The organism is Bradyrhizobium sp. CCBAU 051011, from assembly GCF_009930815.1.
GTDB lineage: Bacteria > Pseudomonadota > Alphaproteobacteria > Rhizobiales > Xanthobacteraceae > Bradyrhizobium.
The window spans coordinates 4,685,081-4,704,273 of the sequence record NZ_CP022222.1 but is presented as its reverse complement, the minus strand read 5'-3'; the positions used below and the strand labels follow the sequence as shown (position 1 = coordinate 4,704,273).

Below are 19,193 nucleotides of genomic sequence, written 5' to 3'. Positions count from 1 at the left end.
GGTCAAGTGCGTCGGCATCGCGATACCAGCACGGCATTGGACTCCCATGAGCAACATCAATCCCGATCCCTTCACCACTCGACCGGAAATCGAAGGCACCTTCGGCGTGGTTACCTCCACCCACTGGATCGCGACTGCTGTCGGCATGAGCATCCTGGAAAAAGGCGGCAACGCGTTCGATGCCGGCGTCGCCACCGCCTTCACCCTGCAGGTGGTCGAGCCGCATCTGAACGGTCCCGGCGGCGACGTGCCGATCATCGTCCACGACGTCAAACGCGGGCGCACCGAGGTGATCTGCGGCCAGGGTCCCGCGCCTGCAAAGGCCACCATCGCGCATTACAAGAGCGAAGGCCTGGAGATGGTGCCCGGCACCGGCCTGCTCGCGGCTTGTGTGCCCGGCACGTTCGAATCCTGGATGCTGCTGCTGCGCGATTACGGCACGATGCGGCTGCGCGATGTGCTGGAGCCCGCTATTGCCTATGCCGGTAACGGCTATCCGCTGGTCGAGCGCGCGTCCGCAACCATCCAGGTGGTCGAGCAGTTGTTCAGGAAGCACTGGACGACATCGGCGGCGGTCTATCTGCCGAACAATGAAGTGCCGCGGCCGGGCACACTGTTCACCAACACGAAACTCTCGGAAACCTATGCCCGCATCCTGAAAGAAGCGGAGAGCGCGGGCAGCGACCGCGTGGCGCAAATCGAGCGCGCGCGACAATCCTGGTCGCAGGGTTTTGTGGCGGAAGCGATCGACAAATTCTCCCGCACCCAGGAAGTGATGGACGTCTCTGGCTCGCCGCATCGCGGCGTGCTCTCCGCCGACGACATGGCGCGCTGGCAGCCGAGCGTGGAGGCGCCGCTTACTTATGACTATGGCCGCTACACCGTGTGCAAGCCCGGCGTCTGGAGCCAGGGCCCGGTGATGCTGCAACAGCTCGCGTTGCTGAAAGGCTTTGAGCTCGACGGGCTCGATCCGGCCGGTCCCGACTTCATCCATCTGCAGATCGAATGCGCCAAACTCGCCTTCGCCGACCGCGAGAAGTTTTACGGCGATCCCAATTTCACTGACATCCCGATCACGACGTTGTTGTCGGACGCCTACAATGACGAGCGCCGCAAGCTGATCTCGAGAGACAAGGCCTCGCTCGATTTCATCCCCGGCTCGGTCGAAGGTTTTGGATCGGTCGTCAAGCTGCGCCGTGCCGAAGGCCATCGCGAGGCGGTCGGCGCCATGGGCGCGGGCGAGCCGACCGTCGGCCGCTTCGGCGAGGTGCGCGGCGACACCGTGCATTTCGATATCATCGACCAGGCCGGCAACATGGTCTCGGCGACGCCGTCCGGGGGCTGGCTGCAATCCTCGCCGGTCATTCCCGAGCTCGGCTTCTGTCTCGGCAGCCGCGCGCAGATGTTCTGGCTGGAGGAAGATCACCCGGCCGCGCTCGCGCCGGGCAAGCGCCCGCGCACCACGCTCTCGCCCACCATGGCGCTGCGCGACGGCGAACCCTACATGGCCTGGGGATCGCCCGGCGGCGATCAGCAGGACCAATGGACCACGCAATTCTTCCTGCGACATGTCCACGCCAAACTGAACCTGCAGGAAGCGATCGACGCGCCGGCCTGGCATTCCGAACATTTCCCGATCTCGTTCTGGCCGCGCACCGCGCGCCCCGGCGTGCTCGTCCTCGAAAGCCGCGTGCCGAAGGCGACTGTCGATACGCTGAAGGGCCGCGGCCATGTCGTCGAGATCGGTCCCGAATGGTCGGAAGGCCGCCTCACCGCAGCCTCCAGGGTCGGCCGCCGCCGCCGCGCCGCCGCCAATCCCCGGGGCATGCAGGGCTACGCCGCTGGACGATAATTAGAGAAGAGACAAGATGACCTGGTCGATCATCGCCCGCGATCCCGCAACCGGCCAGATCGGCATCGCCGTCGCAACCCGGTTTTTTGCGGTCGGCGCGCGCGTGCCGCATATCGTCCCCGGCATCGGCGGCATCGCCACGCAGGCCCTTGTCAATCCCTATTACGGGATCGACGGCGTGAAGCTGCTCCGCGAAGGGCGCAGCCCGCGCGAGGTGATCGATACGCTGATCGCCACGGATGACGGCCGCGAGGCCCGGCAGCTCCATGTCATGGATATCAAGGGCCGCATTGCCGCGCACACCGGCCGCGAATGTGTCGACTGGTGCGGACATATCCAGGGCGACGGCTTTTCCCTCGCCGGCAACATGCTGGCAGGCGCGGCCGTGCTCGACGACACCGCGAAAACCTATGCCGCCAATGCCAGCCTGCCCTTTGCGCAGCGGCTGATCACGGCCATGAAAGCCGGTGAAGCCGCCGGCGGCGACAAGCGCGGCAAGCAATCCGCCGCGCTTCTGATCCATGGCGAGGAGGAATGGTCCGATCTCGACCTACGCGTTGACGACCACACCGATCCGCTTGCCGAACTCGAACGTCTCGAACAGGTCAGCCGTGAGCGCTGGGTGCATTTCCGTCCCTTCCTGCCGACACGGAAGAACCCGGCCGGGATCACCGACCGCGCGGTCATTGACGCCAGCGTTCAAGCCGCGACCACGGGCAAGGCATGACCGCGGGCCCGCTGATCGAGATCGAGAAACTACGCGTCGTCTTCCATGGCGACGATGGCCGCACCACCCACGCAGTGGATAGTGTCGACCTCAGCGTCGCCAACGGCGCGACGCTCGGCCTCGTCGGCGAATCCGGCTGTGGCAAGAGCGTAACCTCGCTCGCGATCATGGGGCTGCTGTCAAAACGCTCCGCCGAAGTCTCGGGTTCGATCCGCTTCGACGGTTTTGATCTGCTCGACGTTCCCGACGACACGCTGCGCGATCTGCGCGGCAACCGGCTCGCGATGATTTTTCAGGAGCCGATGACCTCGCTCAACCCGAGTTTTACCATCGGCGACCAGATCATCGAGACGATTTTGCGCCATCGCGGCGGGTCGCGGCGGCAGGCGCGCGACCGCGCCATCGAGCTGTTGCGGCGCGTGCACATCCCCTCGCCCGACAAGCGCATTGACGAATATCCGCACAAGCTCTCCGGCGGCATGCGCCAGCGCGTAATGATCGCGATGGCGCTAGCCTGCGACCCCCGCCTTCTGATCGCGGACGAGCCGACCACCGCGCTCGACGTCACGCTGCAGGCGCAAATCCTCGACCTGATGCGTGAGCTGAAGGCCGCCAGCGGCGCCGCGATCATCCTGATCACCCACGATCTCGGCGTGGTCGCCGAAGTCTGCGATGAGGTGGCGGTGATGTATGCCGGCGAGATCGTCGAGCGTGCGCCCGTCGACGAGCTTTTTGCCAACCCGCAGCATCCCTACACGATCGGCCTGCTCGGCTCGATCCCGCGGCTCGACCGCCGCGCCTCGCATCTGGCAACCATAGAGGGCATGGTACCGAACATGGCGAATCTGCCGCCCGGCTGCCGCTTCGCCGCGCGCTGTCCGTTTGTCGTCGAGCCCTGCACCGCCGCGCCGCCGCCGCTGGCAATCGTGAGTCCCGGCCACGCCTCGCGCTGCATCCGTGCGCCGCTGGAGCGGCTGGTGTCATGACGGTCCTGCTCGAAGTCGAAGACCTGGTAAAACATTTCGTTGCCGCGCGCTCGGTGTTCGGCCGGCCCACGGCCCATGTGAAGGCGGTCGACGGCGTCAGCTTCACCGTCGAAGCCGGCAAGACGCTGGCGCTGGTCGGCGAATCCGGCTGTGGCAAGTCTACCGTAAGCCGGCTGGTGCTGCGGCTGATCGAGCCGGATGCGGGCACTATTCGCTTTGAAGGCCGCGACCTCGGCGCCCTCAACGCCAACCAGTTGCGCGCCTTCCGCCGCGATGCGCAGATCATCTTTCAGGACCCCTACGCCTCCTTGAATCCGCGCATGACGGTGAGCCAGATCCTGAGCGAGCCGCTGGCGTTGCACGATCTGGTGCCGGCCGCGCGGCGGCGCGAGCGGGTGGAAGAGCTGTTGCGGCTGGTCGGGCTGGAGCCGCGCTTCGCCCGCCGCTATCCGCACGAATTTTCCGGCGGCCAGCGCCAGCGCATTGCGATCGCGCGGGCGCTCGCCGTGGAGCCAAAACTGATCATCTGCGACGAGCCGGTATCGGCGCTGGACGTCTCGATCCGTTCGCAGATCCTCAATCTCTTGCGCGACCTGCAGGACCGGCTCGGCCTCGCTTATATCTTCGTCTCCCACGATCTGGCCGTCGTGAAGCACATCGCCGACCGCGTCGCCGTGATGAATCTCGGCGGCATCGTCGAGACCGCGAAGGCTGACGCGCTGTTCGCCGCGCCACGGCATCCCTATAGCCGCGCGCTGCTGTCTGCTATCCCCGTACCCAAGCCGCAGGCCAAACGCAGCCGTATCGTGCTGGAGGGCGAGATGCCGAGTGCGCTCAATCCGCCTTCGGGCTGCCGTTTCCATACCCGCTGCCCCTACGTCATCCAGCGCTGCCGCACCGAAGTTCCGGCCCTGCTCGCCGATGCCACAGGCCACGCCACGGCGTGTCACCGTATAGCCGAGCTGCCGGCATCCGAATCCATCGTTCCCGCCGATGGCGATTTTTCGCCGGTGCTGGAAAAATTGGTCGCCGCCTTCAGCGGTGGCACGGAAGGTGCAGGCCGCGCCGGGGTTGATATGTCAGGGACACAGCCAATTGCGTAATCGTGGATAAGGGGATGGCAGCAATGAAAATCTTTCGTTTGGCAGTCACTGCGGCGGCGCTGCTGCTGTCGTTCGGCCCGACCGTTCAGGCCCAGACCACGCTGCGGATCGGGCTCGCCGAGGATCCCGATATCCTCGATCCGACCATGGCCCGCACCTACGTCGGCCGGATCGTGTTCGCATCATTCTGCGACAAGCTGTTCGACATCGACGACAAGCTCAATATCGTGCCGCAGCTCGCGCTGAGCCACGAGACATCGGCCGACGGCAAGGAAGTCACCATCAAGCTCCGGCCCGGCGTCAAGTTTCACGACGGCGAGGCCTTCGATGCCGAGGCCGCCAAATTTTCACTGGAACGTCATCTGACGTTTCCGGGCTCGTTCCGAAAGCCGGAGCTGGCGGCGGTCGATCGGATCGACGTCGTCGATCCCCTCACCATCAAGCTGGCATTGAAGGCGCCCTACTCGCCGCTGGTCGCGCAGCTCACCGATCGCGCCGGGATGATGGTGTCGCCCAAGGCAGCCAAAGAGGCCGGCGACAAGTTCGGCCTGCGCCCGGTTTGCGCCGGCCCCTACAAATTCGTCGAGCGCGTGCAGCAGGATCGCATGGTGTTCGAGAAGTTCGCCGACTACTGGAACAAGGACAATATCCATATCGACCGCATCGTCTATCTGCCTTTGGTGGACGCGACGGTCCGTCTTGCCAATTTGAAATCCGGCGGCCTTGATCTGATCGAGCGCCTGCTCGCGACCGACATCAAGGAAGTCAAGAGCGATTCGAAACTCAGGCTCTCAACCGCAATCGAGCTCGGCTATCAGGGCGTGACGCTGAACGTCGGCAAGGACAAGGCCAAGGGACCGCTCAGCCAGTCCGCCAAGGTGCGCCAGGCGCTCGACCTCTCGCTCGACCGCGAGGCGATCAGCGAGGTGGTGTCCAACGGCGAATTCAAGCCCGGAAACCAGTGGATCAATCCGGATCATCCCTATTACCAAAAGGCCTTCCCGGTACCGAAGCGCGACGTCGCCAAGGCCAAGGCGCTGTTGAAGGAAGCAGGCGTCACGACGCCGGTCAGCGTCGACTTCATGGTGTCGAAGGGCGCGGAAACCGAGGCTGCCGCGCAGGTAATCCAATCGATGGCCGCGGAGACCGGTTTCGACATGAAGCTCAGGGTCACCGAGTTCGCGACCTCGCTGAAGCAGGCCGAGGCCGGAGAATACCAGGCCTACCTGTTGGCCTGGAGCGGCCGGATCGATCCGGACGGCAATTCCTATATCTTCCAGAAGACCGACGCGCCGCAGAACTACAGCGCCTGGTCCAACAAGGACGCCGACAAGGCGCTCGACGAAGGCCGCCTGGTCACCGATCAGGCGCAGCGCAAGGCGATCTACGAGAAGCTGGCAAAGATCGTTCTCGACGAGAAGCCGCTGCTCTACATCTATCACCGTCGCATCCTGATCGCGCATACGACGAAGCTCGAAGGCTACAAGCAGATCCCGGACGGGCTTGTGCGCGTGGTCGGGTTGAAGCTGAAGTGAGTGGTGCATACGGTATACGGACCATGCCATGCTGAATTTCCTCGCGCGGCGCATCGTCCAGCTCATCCCGACGCTGTTCTTCGTGTCGGTCCTGATCTTCTCGCTGCAGCAATTGCTGCCGGGCGATCCGGCGCTGGTGATGGCGGGCGAGGAACGCGACCCTGACGTCATCGCGCAAATCCGCCAGCAGTACCGGCTCGATCAGCCGGTGCCGATCCAATATGTCTACTGGGTCAAGGGCGTGCTGTCGGGCGATTTCGGCGAATCCCTGCGCAACAAGGTGCCGGTGCGCGAACTGATCGCGCAAAAACTGCCGGTGACGATGCAACTGGCGTCGATGGCGATCGTCATTGCCTTCCTGATCGGCATTCCTGCCGGCATCGTATCGGCGGTGAAGAAAGGCACGGCCTGGGACTACGGCGCCAATTTTTTCGCGCTGTGGGGGATCTCGACGCCGAATTTCTGGCTCGGCATCATGCTGATCTTCCTGTTCTCGATCCAGCTCGGCTGGCTGCCGGCGTCGGGCTATGTGCCGCTGACCGAGAATTTTCGCGCCAGTATCGCCTCCACCATCATGCCGGCTTTCGTTTTGGGGAATGCAATTGCCGCGATCCTGATGCGGCATACCCGCAGCGCCATGCTGCAGGTGCTCGAAAGCGACTACGTCCGCACCGCCCGCGCCAAGGGACTACTGGAACGCTCGGTCATTCTCAAGCACGCCATGCGCAACGCGCTTACGCCGGTGATCACGCTCGGCGCGCTTGAACTCGGCACGCTGTTGTCCGGCGCGGTGCTGACCGAGCAGATCTTCTCGATTCCGGGGTTCGGCAAGCTGATCGTCGACGCCGTGTTCAACCGCGACTACGCTGTCGTGCAAGGCGTCGTGCTGACCACCGCGACGATCTACATCACGCTCAATCTCATTGCCGATATCGCCTATGTGCTCGTCAATCCCCGGCTGAGGGCCTAGGCCATGACCGACGCTGCCCTCGGCACGATAAAGTTGGCCACATCCGACGAGTTGGAGAGCCCGGCGCGACGCGCGCTGCGCCGGCTGTTCAAGCGCAAGGGCGCGGTGGCTGGCCTCGTCGTGATCGGCGCTTTCGTGCTGCTCGCGCTGTTTGCGCCGCTGATCTCGCCTTATGAACCGATCGCGACAAGCTGGTCGCTGGTGCGCAAGCCGCCTTCCGCGCTGCACTGGTTCGGCACCGACGAGCTCGGCCGCGACATTCTCGCCCGTGTGATCTATGGCGCGCGGGCGTCGCTCCTGGCCGGCGCCATCTCAGTCGGCATCGCGTTGTCGATCGGCGTGCCGCTCGGCCTGCTGTCGGGCTATCGCGGCGGCTTCATCGACGCCCTGATCAGCCGCATCACGGATGCGATGCTGGCCTGCCCGTTCCTGATCCTCGCGATTGCACTCGCTGCATTCTTAGGCCCCAGCCTCGGCAACGCCATGATCGCGATCGGCATATCGGCGACGCCGATCTTCGTGCGGCTGACCCGCGGCCAGGTGATGAGCGTCAAGGTGGAGGACTATGTCGAGGCCGCGCGCGCCATGGGCAATCCGCGCTGGCGCATCGCGCTGTTTCACATCCTGCCCAACATCATGCCGGCGCTGTTGGTGCAGGCGACGCTGTCGATTGCCGCCGCCATCATCGCGGAAGCCGCGTTGTCCTTCCTCGGCCTCGGCCAACAGCCGCCCGCACCGTCCTGGGGCAGCATGCTGAATGCCGCGCAGCGCTTTCTGACCAACGCGCCGTGGATGGCGATCTGGCCGGGACTGGCTATATTCCTGGTCGTACTGTCGTTCAACCTGGTCGGCGACGGCCTGCGCGATGCGCTGGATCCGAGGGAGCGGTAGGGCAATTCCTCAACCTCTCCCCGCTTGCGGGGAGAGGTTGGATCGCCCTTCGCGATCCGGGTGAGGGGGTACAGGTCCATCAATTAATCGCAGCATTCGCGGATAGAGCCCCTCACCCCGACCCTCTCCCCGCAAGAGCGGGGCGAGGGAGCAAACTTCCGTCGCCGCGCGGATGCTAAATAACCACCTCCCGCAGCACCCTCCGGCAATCCATCTCATATTCGAGATCGATCACCGGCGGCCGGGCGAAATGCCAGGTCAGGCCCGCGCGCGCGGCGCCGCGGCGCACGAGCGCGTCAGCGAAGACGTGATGGAAATCGTGGATGGTGTAGGTCTGCACCGCTGTCGCGTCCTTCCAGGCGACCCCGAACTCGCCCATGCGCCGCTCCATCACGCCGGCAACGTAGCGAACCTTCTCGGCAATGCCGTCGGGGCTGATATCGCGGTAACGGACGGTACGCTCGGCATAGCTGGCGTTGCCCTCCTGCGACTCGCCGCTGCCCGCGATCACGAAGCTCGGCGCTGTGCTTTGGCTCGGCCGCGTGAACGAAAAGGCGTGGAACGACGGCTCGGCCGGCGGATCGATCTCCGGGCAGACATTGCTGCGCGCCACCGGATTGGTCGTCCCGTCATACACGCCCCACTCTGCCAGCGTCTTGACGTAGTGCAGGTTGAAATTGCGAAAACCCTCGTCGGTGAATGCGGCCGGCGATCGGAGCTCGCAGGCGCAGAACGACGTCAGCGGCCTGCCTGCGGCCTCGATATATTTTGCGATCTGCGCAAATCCCTCGGCGAGCGGCACCCATTTGTCGAAGCGCACCCGCTCGATCTCATATCCGGGATTGGCCGCCACGCCGCCGGAATATTGAAACACGGCTGGAATGAAGCGGTAGTTTCCGGCTGCAAATTCACTGGTCATGCTGGCTCCCTTTTTTCTGTTTCCTAGCATGGAGCGCCGACGGCGTCGCCGGGGCCGCATCCTCCCGATATAAAAAAGCGACGGCAGCGATTTCCGCTGCCGTCGCCCGCGATCATTCCCGGCGAAAAAGCTCAGGTCGGCTTGAGCCCCTGCGTGCCGAGATCGAAATCGGCGATCTCCTTGGTCCGCTGCGAGTCGGCCTTGGCCTGGTGGTCCGTGGCCAGCCAGACATAGACCGCCGGCAGCACGAACAGCGTGAACAGCGTGCCGATCGACATGCCGGATACGACGACAAGGCCGATCGAGAAACGGCTGGCGGCGCCAGCACCGGTTGCCGTCAGCAGCGGGATCAGGCCGGTGACCATCGCCGCCGTCGTCATCAGAATCGGACGCAGCCGGATGCGGGCCGCCATTTCGATCGCCGAACGCTTGTCGAGGCCTTCCTTGAGCTGCAATTCGTTGGCGAACTCCACCATCAGAATGCCGTGCTTGGTAATCAGCCCGACCAGCGTCAGCAACCCAACCTGGGTGTAGATGTTGATGGTCGCCACGCCGAAGAACAGCGGAATCAGCGCACCGACGATCGCCATGGGCACGCTGATCATGATCACCAGCGGATCCCGCAGACTTTCGAACTGCGCCGCCAGCACCAGGAAGATGATGATCAGCGCGAAGCCGAAGGTGATCGCGAGCTGGTTGCCTTCCTGCACATATTGGCGGGAGTCGGCCAGATAATCGTGACCGAACCCGGCAGGCAGCTTCTTGGCTTCGCCCTCCAGGAAGTCCACGGCCTGCCCGACCGTCACGCCCGGCATCGGCACCGCAGAGAAGGTCGCCGAGTTGAGCTGGTTGTAGTGCGTGAGCGAATTTGGATCGGTAGCGGTCTCGATCGACACGATGGTCGACAGCGGCACGAGCTGTCCCGTATTGGTCGGGACATAGTAACCGCCGAGCGATTCCGGCGACAGCCGCATGCCGCGCGGGACCTGCGGGATCACCTGATAGGATCGTCCCTCGAGGTTGAACCTGTTGACATAGTTGCCGCCCAAAAGCGTCTGCAACGTGCTGCCGACCTGCGCCATGTTGATGCCGAGGTCGCTCGCCTTGGAACGGTCGATGGAGACGCGCACCACCGGCTGGTTGAACTCGAGGTCGCTGTCGGAGACGATGAACATGCCGCTCTTGCGCGCGGCCTCCTTGAGCTTTGCCATCTGCTCGTAGACGGCCTGGAACCCGGCGGTCGAATTGATCACCATCTGTATCGGCAGGCCGCCCGGCCCGCCCGGAAGCGGCGGCAGGTTGAACGCAAATGCCTGGACGCCTTCGATGTTACCGATTTCAGCCTGCACCAGCGGCTTCAGCTGGATCGAGGAACGTTTACGCTCGTCCCACGGCTTGAGTAGCATGCCGGCAATGCCGCCCTGCGGGCCGTTGATGCCGTTCAGGACGAAAGTCAGGTCGGTTTCGGGAAACTTGGCGAACGCCTTGTCGAGCTTGTCGCCATAGAAGTCGACATAGTCGATGTTGGCGTATTTCGGCGCCTTGGTCACCGAGAACACGATGCCCTGGTCCTCTTCCGGTGCCAGCTCCTTGGAGGTGTTCATATAGAGGAAGCCGACCAGACCGAGGATCGTCAGCGCGAACAGTCCGGTGATCGGGCGATAATCGAGCGAACGGTCGAGCTGACGGCCGTACCAGCGCGTCATCCCACCGAACACCCTGTTGACCAGCCTGGCGAACCGGCCCTCATCCGCACTCTTGAGAAGCACCGAGCACATCATCGGCGACAGCGTCAGCGCGATCACGCCCGATACGATCACCGAGCCCGCCAGCGTGAAGGCAAATTCGCGGAACAGCGAACCGGTGAGGCCGCCGAGGAAGCCGATCGGCGCATAGACCGCGGCAAGCGTGATCGTCATCGAGATCACGGGTCCGACAATTTCGCGCGCGCCCTGCAGCGACGCCTGCACCGGCGTCTTGCCTTCCTCCAGATGTCGATGGATGTTCTCCACCACCACGATGGCGTCGTCGACCACGAGTCCGATCGCCAGCACCATCGCCAGCAGCGTCAGAAGATTGAAGCTGAAGCCCATCGCCAGCATCAGGCTGCAGACGCCAATCAACGACAGCGGAATCGTGACCACCGGGATGATGACCGAGCGGAACGAGGCCAGGAACAGGAAGATCACGACCACGACGATCAGCACCGCCTCGATCAGCGTATTCTTCACCTCGTCGATCGACGACTGAATGAACTTGGTGGAGTCATAGGCCACTTTCATCTTCATCGAGGGCGGCAGGTTGCGTTCGATCTCCGGCATCAACGCGCGCACGCCCTTGACCAGCGTCAGCGGGTTGCCTTGCGGCGTCGCCTGCACGCCGATGAAGATCGCGCGCTCGCCGCTGAAGGCGACGCTCGCATCCGAGCTCTGGGCGGCAAGCTCGACGGTCGCGATATCCTCGATCCGCACGAAGCCGCCGTCCTTGGACTTGACGATCATCTTCTTGAATTGCTCGAGGTTCCGCAGGTCCGTATTCGTCTGAACGTTCGAGACGATGAAGTAGCCCTTGGACTGCCCGGCCGCGGCCTGGAAGTTGTTTGCGGCGATCGCCTGCGAGACATCGCTTGGCGATACGCCGCGCCCGGCCATCTTGACCGGATCGAGCCACAACCGCATCGCAAAAGTCTGGCCGCCGAGAATATCGGCGGACGCCACGCCATCGACAGTCGACAGTACCGGCTGCACCACGCGCGTCAGATAGTCCGATATCGCCGAACCCGAGAGCTCGTCGCTGGAGAATCCGAGATACATCACGGCCGTGGTCTGACCGGTCGTCTTGACGACGATGGGATCGTTCGATTCCTTCGGGATCAGATATTTGACCGAATTCACCTTGGCGAGCACTTCGGTCAGCGCCTGGTTCGGGTCAAAATTCAGCTTGACGTAAACCTGGATCGTGCTCGTGCCCTGCACGGACGACGAAGTGATGTAGTCCACGCCCTCGGCCGAGGCGACCGCCTGCTCAATCGGCGTGGTGATGAAACCCTGGATCAGATTGGCAGATGCGCCCGGGTACACGGTCGTGATGGTGACCACGGTATTCGACAGCTTCGGGTATTGCCGGATCGGCAATACGCTAGCGGCCCGCAGGCCGATCAGCAGGATCAGCAGACTGACGACGACCGACAGGACCGGACGCTTGATGAAAATATCGGTGAAGGCCATCTGTAGATTATCCCGCTGAGTTCAGCATTTCGGGGCGCGGCATCATTCGAGAACACCGCTGCCCGTCTTTCGCCAGCGCGGCCCCCTTGGGCCGCGCGATCGTGAGTTACCAGGCGTGTCAGTAGCGCGGCGGCTTCGCCGGAATTGGCGGCACCGGATCGTTCGAGAGCGTCACCGCCGCTCCCGATTGCAGCTTGAGCTGGCCCACCGCGACGACGCGGTCGCCATCTTTCAACCCTTTCAGGACTTCGGCGCGTCCTTCGATGCGGTTGCCGGTCTGCACGAAGGTCCGCGTCACCGAGAGGCTGGTCTTGCCATCCTCTTCCTTCTTCTCGCTGATGAGGTAGACCGAGTCGCCATAGAGCGTGTAGTCGATCGCGGTTTCGGGCACGGTGACCACCGGCGGCTTGTCCGGCAGCACCACGGTGGTGGTCGCGAACATGCCGGGCTTGAGGATCTTGTCCGGATTCTGGATCGTCGCCTGCACGCGAATGTTGCGCGTTTCGGTCGCGATCTGCGGCTCGATGGTGGTGATCTTGCCCTCGAAGGTGCGGCCCGGATAGGCATCGACCGCGATACGGACGATCTGCCCGACCTTGAGCTGGCCGGAATCCTTTTCCGTCACGGTGAAGTTCGCAAACAGCACCGACAGATCGGTCAACGAGACGATCTGCGTCCCGGCGGTCAGATATTGTCCGACCTCGACCCTGCGAACGCCGAGTTCACCGTCGAAGGGAGCCCGCACCAGCTTCTGTGAGATGATGGCTTCCGTCTTGGCGATGCCGGCACTGGCCTGGTCGAACACAGCCTGGGCGTTATCCACCGTCGCTTGCGGTCCGACCTGGCGCTCGGCCAGTTGCTTGGCGCGATCCAGCGATATCTGCGCCACGCGCTGCTGTGCCTTGAAGTTGGCGAGGTCGCCCTGCTCGGGACCGTCGAACAACTGCACCAACGGCGTACCCGCCTTCACGCTGGTGCCCGCCTTGAACAGGATATCGGTGATGCGGCCGTTCACGTCGGAGGTCACGTTGACCTGATGCACGGCGGCGAGATCGCCGACCGCGGTCAGAAGATTGGGAATCGTTTCGGACTTCGCTGTGGCAACGTTGACGCTGATCGGCGGCGGCTTCATGCCCGCGAAGAACTGCGCGATCATCTTGCCGCGGAAGTAGTTGAACCACACCAGGCCGCCGACCAGCAGAGCCAGCAGCGTTCCGATGATGATGAACCAGCGCACCATCCGGACCGGCCGCTTGTGCGGCTTCTCGGTAATCGGCTTGCCCGAAATTTTGGGTTCAGTCAGGATATTCATGTCATGCACTTTCCGCAGTTACCGATTGTCCCGAATTCGGTGACAGCCCGCTGTCCAGATGAGAAGCAATTGCGGCCTCGGTAAGTCCGATGCCGCGCAGGATGAATTGACTAAGTTGCCGCTCGAGATCGGCGGCGTTGCCGTAGGAAAGACAGGGCACGGCCGGAAGCCGCGTCAGCGCCGCCATCAGCACGGTGTGATGCGCGAACCAGAACAGGTTGAGCGGATCGCTGCCGATCCGCGCCGCATCGCCAGACGCGACCGCACTTTCGATCGATGCGGTGAATACCGGCCCGATCAGGCCGCTGATCTTGTCGTAGAGCAGGCGCGCGAACTCGCCGTCGTCGAGATGGCTGGTCGTCATCAGCCGCAGCCGCTGCGCCTCTTCCTGGTCCTCTCCGTTCGATACCTCGATGAAATGGTCAACCATGCCCTTGACCAGTTCGACCAGTGTGGCAGTGGAAGGCTCCTGGCCGAGCAGGTGCGCGAAATCCGGATCGGCCTCGCATTCTTCGGCGAGAATTTCGGCATAGAGCGCGGCCTTGGACGGGAAGTGCTTGAACAACAGCCCTTCCGAAATAGCCGCGGCGGCCGCCACGCTCTTGGTCGTGGTGCCGGCAAAGCCGTTACGGGCGAAGCATCGCTTGGCAGCGCTCAGGATCAATTGGCGCCGCAAGTCACTGGTCATACGCAGGGTGGACATGAGGGCGTGAGTAATCACTCACCTTGACGAAGTCAAGGATCTATTGCAGCGCACCAAGCGGATTCTGTCCCGGGGTGGCGTCAAAGACACAGCCTCATCACCTTGTTCAGCCACGATTTTTTCCCGGAATTCGACGCGCACCCTTCCGGCTCATTCCGGATGGGCCGCAACCCAAGCGAGCCGCGGAGACGCCCGGTTGGCAGCAGCGCGCCCGCTTGACGCCCCTGCAACGGCAACTAAGATAGTTGCACATGCGACTAATTTGCCGATTTGTCCCGACCTCCCAAAAGGGTATGGCGAGCCATGAACCTGAATGCGCGCGAACTGGCGGCGACCTTCGACCTCGAAAAGCTGACGCCGGAGTTCTACGTGGACCCCTACCCGACCTATCGCGCGCTGCGAGAGAACGAGCCGGTCAAGCGGCTGCCGAACGGCTCGTATTTCCTGACCCGCTACGACGATCTGGTCACGGCCTACAAGAACACCAAGGCGTTCTCGTCGGACAAGAAGAAGGAGTTCTCGCCGAAGTACGGCGACTCCCTGCTCTACGAGCACCACACCACCAGCCTCGTCTTCAACGATCCTCCTGCCCACACCCGCGTCCGCCGCCTCATCATGGGCGCGCTGTCGCCACGCGCGATTGCCGGCATGGAGCCAGATCTGGTCAGGCTGGTAGACCGGCTGCTCGACACCATCGCGGCCAAAAGCAAGGTCGATCTGATCGAGGATTTTGCGACCGCGATTCCGATCGAGGTGATCGGCAATCTGCTCGACGTTCCGCAGGAGGAGCGCGGCCCCTTGCGCGATTGGTCGCTCGCCATCCTCGGCGCGCTGGAGCCGGTTATCGGCCCGGATGCTTTCGCCCGCGGCAACAAGGCGGTGAAGGATTTTCTTGCCTATCTGGAAGTACTGGTGGCACGGCGGCGGGCAAAGCCCGGCAATCCCGACCGCGATGTGCTGACCCGGCTCATCCAGGGCGAAGACAATGGCGAGCGGCTCACCGAAAAGGAGCTGCTGCACAACTGCATCTTCCTGCTCAATGCCGGCCACGAGACCACCACCAACCTGATCGGCAACGGGCTGGTGGCGCTGCTGCAGCACGCCGGCGAGAAGCGACGATTGATCGAGGACCCGTCGCTGATCAAGACCGCGGTCGAGGAAATGCTGCGGTTCGAGAGCTCCAACCAGCTCGGCAACCGCATGACAGTCGAGCCGTTCGAGCTCGGCGGCATCAAGATGCCACCGGGCACGCCGGTGACGCTGTGCATCGGCGCGGCCAACCGTGATCCCGCGCAGTTCGCCGACCCCGAACGTCTTGATGTCAGCCGCGCGCCGAACCGGCATCTCGCCTTCGGCACCGGCGCGCATCAATGCGCCGGGATGGCGCTGGCGCGGCTCGAGGGCGCGATTGCGATCTCGCGTTTCCTCGCGCGCTTTCCGGATTATGCGCTCGACGGCGAACCGGTCCGCGGCGGCCGGGTGAGATTCCGCGGATTTCTGAGCGTGCCCTGCACGGTCGGCTAAGGCTATAGCGCCGCTCCCGCGTCACAAGATCGCAAAAGTCACAAGATCGCAAAATAAGTCATAGGCTCCTAGCGAACGATTCCTACGCATGCGCGTTAGCTTTGCGGGCGACGAAGCACGAGGGAGTTGCGACCATGCTTCCGCTCGGGGTTCGCGTTGCCGTGTTTTTCCTTGGTGTCTCCGCGATCGCGTTGAGCACCGGCTCGTCCGCCCAACAGGGCAGAGGTCATGGCCAAGGTGGCGGGCCAGGTGGCGGGGCTGCGCCAGCGGCCCGACCGGCGGGACCACCGCCGGCTATGGCTCGCCCAGTGGCACCACCTCCGGCAATGGCCCGGCCTGCACCACCTCCGGCAATGGCCCGGCCTGCGGCACCTCCGGCAATGGCGCGGCCCGCGGCGCCGGCGTTCCGTGCGGCTCCCGCGCCACAGCGCCCAGCCATGGCGCCGCATCATGCTCCACCGCGTATCGCCGCACCGCCGCGACCGGCCGCACCGCGCGTTGCAGGGCCACGCCCCGAAATCCAGCGTGCAGCACCGCCGCAGCGACCGGCCATGACGAGAGCTCCCGAGCCGCGCATCGCTGCGCCATCGCGCCCGAGCGCATCTCCCGGTGCGGAGGCACGGCCGTCGCGAACGGAACAGATCGAAACGCGTGTGCAGCAGCGCATCCAGCAGCGACAGCAAATGGTCCAGGAACGGCAGCGTGAGGTGCTGTCGCGCCAGAGCACGGAGCGCCAAGGCCGCATCGATCGCCTGCAGCAGCGCGTACAGCAATTGCAGTCGCAAAAGCCGGAAGGCCGCCAGGCGCAACGCGCGCAGGAGCGGTTGCTGCAGACACAGAGCCGCCTGCTCCAGCGCGAACAGCGCATGCAGCAAAGCGATCAGGCGCGCCTGCAGCGGCTGGCACCACCGCCTTCGGCTGAACGATCCGCCGCTGCTGCCGCTGTGCAGGCTGCCGCACGCGGACGGTTTGCCGCGCAGTTCCGCAGCAATGATGCCCTGCAAGCACGCGCGGAGCTCACCGCGCGGGAGAACGGCTGGGCGCCCCGCCATGCCTGGCGGCGCGGCCACCGCGCAGCGTTTGTGGCCTGGCTCGGCCCGGTGTTCTGGCCCTATGCCTATTCCGACATCTTCGAATATACGTTCTGGCCCACCGCCTACGACCCCGGCTATTGGGCCTACGCTTACGACGACTTCGTCGACACGGTATTCTGGGGTACGGACAGCCCCTATTCCGCTTATGCCCGATATCCTGAACCAGGTGCGGCGATCACCGATTCTCGAGCGCGCGGACGCGCAAGCGTGAGCCCGCAGACTCTCCGGCAATTGTGCGGAGATCCAGGCAAGGGCGTGACCGCCTGGCCGATTGCAGAGATCACGCGGGCGGTACGGCCGACACCCGAGCAGCGTGCCCTGCTCGATGAATTGAAGACCGCTGCGGCAAAGGCGGCCGACGTGTTCAAGGAATCCTGCGCCGATTCCTATGCGATGACGCCACCTGGCCGCTTGCGAGCGATGACGAACCGCGTAAAAGCGACGCTCGACGCGATAACCATCGTACGGCCGGCACTTGAGAAGTTCTATAATTCGCTGAACGACGAGCAAAAGGCACGTTTCAACGCGCTCGGTCCGAGCCTCGGCGAACGCCCGCAGCAGCAAGCGAGTGCTCAAGCCGAGGGCTGCGGCGATCCGAAATCCAGCCTCACCCAAATGCCGATCGAACGGATCGAGGCTGTCGTACGGCCGGCAGGCGAGCAAAAGGAAGCGCTCGACCGCTTGAGCGACGTGACCAAGAAGGCGGTTGCAGGGCTGCAAGCTGTCTGCCCGGACGACGTGCCGCTTACCCCGGTCGGGCGGCTGGACGCGATGGAGAAGCGGCTCAAGGCCATGATCGAGGCAGCCGATTGGGTGCAGGAAGCATTGGACAAGTTCTATGCCACGCTGGGCAGCGAACAGAAGGCCCGCTTCAACACGCTGCGGCAGATCGCAAGCCCCTGACGTGACCGCAACTTTGACCAATCCCTTGGCTAACGAGGTGATCGAATGAGGCCATGGCACTCCATTACGCCCCTCGGCCGGCCAGCATCCAGCCGGCAAGACAAACGTGCGCGACACCGGCGCCGGTTGATCCTGATAATGGCATTGAGCGGAACGGCGTACATGCTTGCATCGCCTTCCGCCCTGCCTCAGGCGCCGCAAGGCACGGAGGAGGCCTCAGGACAACAGGCGTTTAACAATGCCTGCCGAACCTGCCACCTGGTGAGAGAGGGCGACAATCGGCTTGGCCCCAACCTGTACAAGATCGTCGGACGGAAAGCAGGATCGCTGCCGGATTACGCGTTTTCCGGCGCAATGAAGGAGGCTGGCTTTGTCTGGGACGAGGAGAAGCTCGACCGCTTCATTGCAAATCCCGATGAGGTCGTACCCGGCAACAGCATGAAGCCGTACGGCGGCCTCTCATCGAGCGACGACAGAAAGAAAATCGTCGCCTTCCTTGCCCAAGCCCGATAGCGATGCAGCGCAGCCAGCGCGCCGGTCAATTCCGCGCGCAGCTAATTGCCGGCGGTGTTGAAGCGGGAGAGATCGCAATCCCGTTCGGCATATCTCACGCGCCGCAGCCCCTCGCGGTCTTCGACCACGATCGGCCGACAGCGTTCATTCCATGCCGCCTGGCCGACTTCATCGGCCTTCAAGTCTTCGGCCGTCCGGGGCGTGATCTTCATGGTGCTGCTGCCACCGACGTAAAAATTGCTTTGCCGGCCGTACATCGGCGCGTAGGCACTTGCCGCAGCCCAGGCGGCCGCTGCAGCCCTCGCCGCTTGGATCTGGGCGGCATCCACGGTCTGTGCGGACACAGACGATACCGAAGCGACGACAATCGAGATTGCGATGAACACGCGCATTGATGCTGCCTCTTGAATAAATGCCGTACGTCAGCAATGGCCGACAAGCATTGAGGCGTCGTAAAGCGGCGTGACTAACCGGATCGCAATTTGGTCGATAAAGATTTAGCTGTCTTTCGGGCGCAGCAAGGCCACGGCATCACCGAGCAAAGGCCCGGGATGCTCCCCGCTGAATGCGAGGAGCGGAAACGGACAATTACTCGCTGCGGCCGAACTCACACCCCTTGCGAGCGTAGACCAGGCGGACCACGCCTTCATTGTCGTAGGTGCGCTTCGGTTTGCAGAACGCTTCCCACTTCTCGATGCTGGCGCGCCTTGCCTTTTCGTCTTCCAGCTCTTGCGCCTGGTTGCGCACCGGGTCGTCGATAAAAGACCTCGTGCACACACTGCCAAAGTACCTGCTGTGGGTGCAGCGGTCCACGATCTGCCAGGCCTGCGCCGAGGTCGAAAGCAGGGTGAGGGTCGCAATTGCGTAAAGGATTTTCATGTTGTCGCTCATCGCTCGCGGAGACGTTCTCCGTGCGGTGTAGCTAGCGCCGGAG

General features: G+C 63.6%; 17 protein-coding genes. 10 read left to right on the top strand and 7 right to left on the bottom strand.

Features of this window, described 5'->3' with window-relative positions; all coding sequences use genetic code 11:
* Positions 1-46: 46 nt before the first annotated feature.
* From ACH79_RS22035 to ACH79_RS22005, 7 genes are read left to right on the top strand one after another with little or no spacing between them, the layout of a single operon-like run.
* Positions 47-1,852, top strand: a complete 1,806-nt coding sequence (locus ACH79_RS22035) for a gamma-glutamyltransferase family protein (protein ID WP_161852874.1) — start codon at positions 47-49, stop codon at positions 1,850-1,852.
* A gap of 16 nt (positions 1,853-1,868) precedes the next feature.
* Positions 1,869-2,579: a DUF1028 domain-containing protein gene (locus ACH79_RS22030; protein ID WP_161852873.1), complete on the top strand. Its 711-nt coding sequence runs from the start codon at positions 1,869-1,871 to the stop codon at positions 2,577-2,579.
* Positions 2,576-3,565 carry an ABC transporter ATP-binding protein gene (locus ACH79_RS22025; RefSeq protein ID WP_161852872.1) on the top strand — a complete coding sequence of 330 codons (990 nt, stop codon included), beginning with the start codon at positions 2,576-2,578 and terminating at the stop codon, positions 3,563-3,565. The genes ACH79_RS22030 and ACH79_RS22025 overlap by 4 nt, the downstream gene beginning before the upstream one ends.
* Positions 3,562-4,668, top strand: a complete 1,107-nt coding sequence (locus ACH79_RS22020; RefSeq protein WP_161852871.1) for an ABC transporter ATP-binding protein — start codon at positions 3,562-3,564, stop codon at positions 4,666-4,668. Before ACH79_RS22025 ends, ACH79_RS22020 begins: the two co-directional genes overlap by 4 nt.
* Positions 4,669-4,691: 23 nt before the next feature.
* Positions 4,692-6,203, top strand: a complete 1,512-nt coding sequence (locus tag ACH79_RS22015) for an ABC transporter substrate-binding protein (protein WP_161852870.1) — start codon at positions 4,692-4,694, stop codon at positions 6,201-6,203.
* Positions 6,204-6,231: 28 nt separating this feature from the next.
* Complete coding sequence (locus ACH79_RS22010; protein ID WP_161852869.1) at positions 6,232-7,173, top strand: ABC transporter permease; 942 nt, start codon at positions 6,232-6,234, stop codon at positions 7,171-7,173.
* A 3-nt stretch (positions 7,174-7,176) separates the two neighbouring features.
* The gene (locus ACH79_RS22005; RefSeq protein WP_161852868.1) at positions 7,177-8,064 is read left to right on the top strand and encodes an ABC transporter permease; all 888 of its coding nucleotides are present in this window, start codon (positions 7,177-7,179) and stop codon (positions 8,062-8,064) included.
* A 175-nt stretch (positions 8,065-8,239) separates the two neighbouring features.
* Here ACH79_RS22005 and ACH79_RS22000 read toward each other — a convergent pair whose 3' ends face one another.
* From ACH79_RS22000 to ACH79_RS21985, 4 genes are all read right to left on the bottom strand, one after another.
* On the bottom strand, positions 8,240-8,983 hold the full coding sequence (locus tag ACH79_RS22000) for a hypothetical protein (protein ID WP_161852867.1): 744 nt from the start codon (positions 8,981-8,983) through the stop codon (positions 8,240-8,242).
* 131 nt (positions 8,984-9,114) lie between these two features.
* Positions 9,115-12,210, bottom strand: coding sequence for a MexW/MexI family multidrug efflux RND transporter permease subunit (locus tag ACH79_RS21995; protein WP_161852866.1), 3,096 nt, complete (start codon positions 12,208-12,210; stop codon positions 9,115-9,117).
* 118 nt (positions 12,211-12,328) lie between these two features.
* On the bottom strand, positions 12,329-13,522 hold the full coding sequence (locus tag ACH79_RS21990; RefSeq protein ID WP_161852865.1) for an efflux RND transporter periplasmic adaptor subunit: 1,194 nt from the start codon (positions 13,520-13,522) through the stop codon (positions 12,329-12,331).
* Position 13,523: 1 nt separating this feature from the next.
* Complete coding sequence (locus ACH79_RS21985; RefSeq protein WP_161852864.1) at positions 13,524-14,225, bottom strand: TetR/AcrR family transcriptional regulator; 702 nt, start codon at positions 14,223-14,225, stop codon at positions 13,524-13,526.
* A 303-nt stretch (positions 14,226-14,528) separates the two neighbouring features.
* Between ACH79_RS21985 and ACH79_RS21980 the strand changes: the two genes are divergently transcribed.
* Positions 14,529-15,749 carry a cytochrome P450 gene (locus tag ACH79_RS21980; RefSeq protein ID WP_161852863.1) on the top strand — a complete coding sequence of 407 codons (1,221 nt, stop codon included), beginning with the start codon at positions 14,529-14,531 and terminating at the stop codon, positions 15,747-15,749.
* Between the two features lie 294 nt (positions 15,750-16,043).
* On the opposite strand, the gene ACH79_RS44090 is transcribed toward ACH79_RS21980, so the two are convergent.
* Positions 16,044-16,370: a hypothetical protein gene (locus ACH79_RS44090; protein WP_246738063.1), complete on the bottom strand. Its 327-nt coding sequence runs from the start codon at positions 16,368-16,370 to the stop codon at positions 16,044-16,046.
* A gap of 32 nt (positions 16,371-16,402) precedes the next feature.
* Here ACH79_RS44090 and ACH79_RS21975 point away from each other — a divergent pair, with 32 nt between their 5' ends.
* Both ACH79_RS21975 and ACH79_RS21970 read left to right on the top strand, forming a co-directional pair.
* Positions 16,403-17,746, top strand: a complete 1,344-nt coding sequence (locus tag ACH79_RS21975; RefSeq protein ID WP_246738062.1) for a Spy/CpxP family protein refolding chaperone — start codon at positions 16,403-16,405, stop codon at positions 17,744-17,746.
* A 162-nt stretch (positions 17,747-17,908) separates the two neighbouring features.
* Positions 17,909-18,259, top strand: coding sequence for a cytochrome c family protein (locus ACH79_RS21970; protein WP_246738061.1), 351 nt, complete (start codon positions 17,909-17,911; stop codon positions 18,257-18,259).
* Positions 18,260-18,300: 41 nt separating this feature from the next.
* Here the strand turns inward: ACH79_RS21970 and ACH79_RS21965 are convergent, their stop codons facing one another.
* Positions 18,301-18,651: a hypothetical protein gene (locus tag ACH79_RS21965; RefSeq protein WP_161852860.1), complete on the bottom strand. Its 351-nt coding sequence runs from the start codon at positions 18,649-18,651 to the stop codon at positions 18,301-18,303.
* Between the two features lie 196 nt (positions 18,652-18,847).
* Positions 18,848-19,150: a hypothetical protein gene (locus tag ACH79_RS21960; RefSeq protein WP_161852859.1), complete on the bottom strand. Its 303-nt coding sequence runs from the start codon at positions 19,148-19,150 to the stop codon at positions 18,848-18,850.
* Positions 19,151-19,193 lie beyond the last annotated feature (43 nt).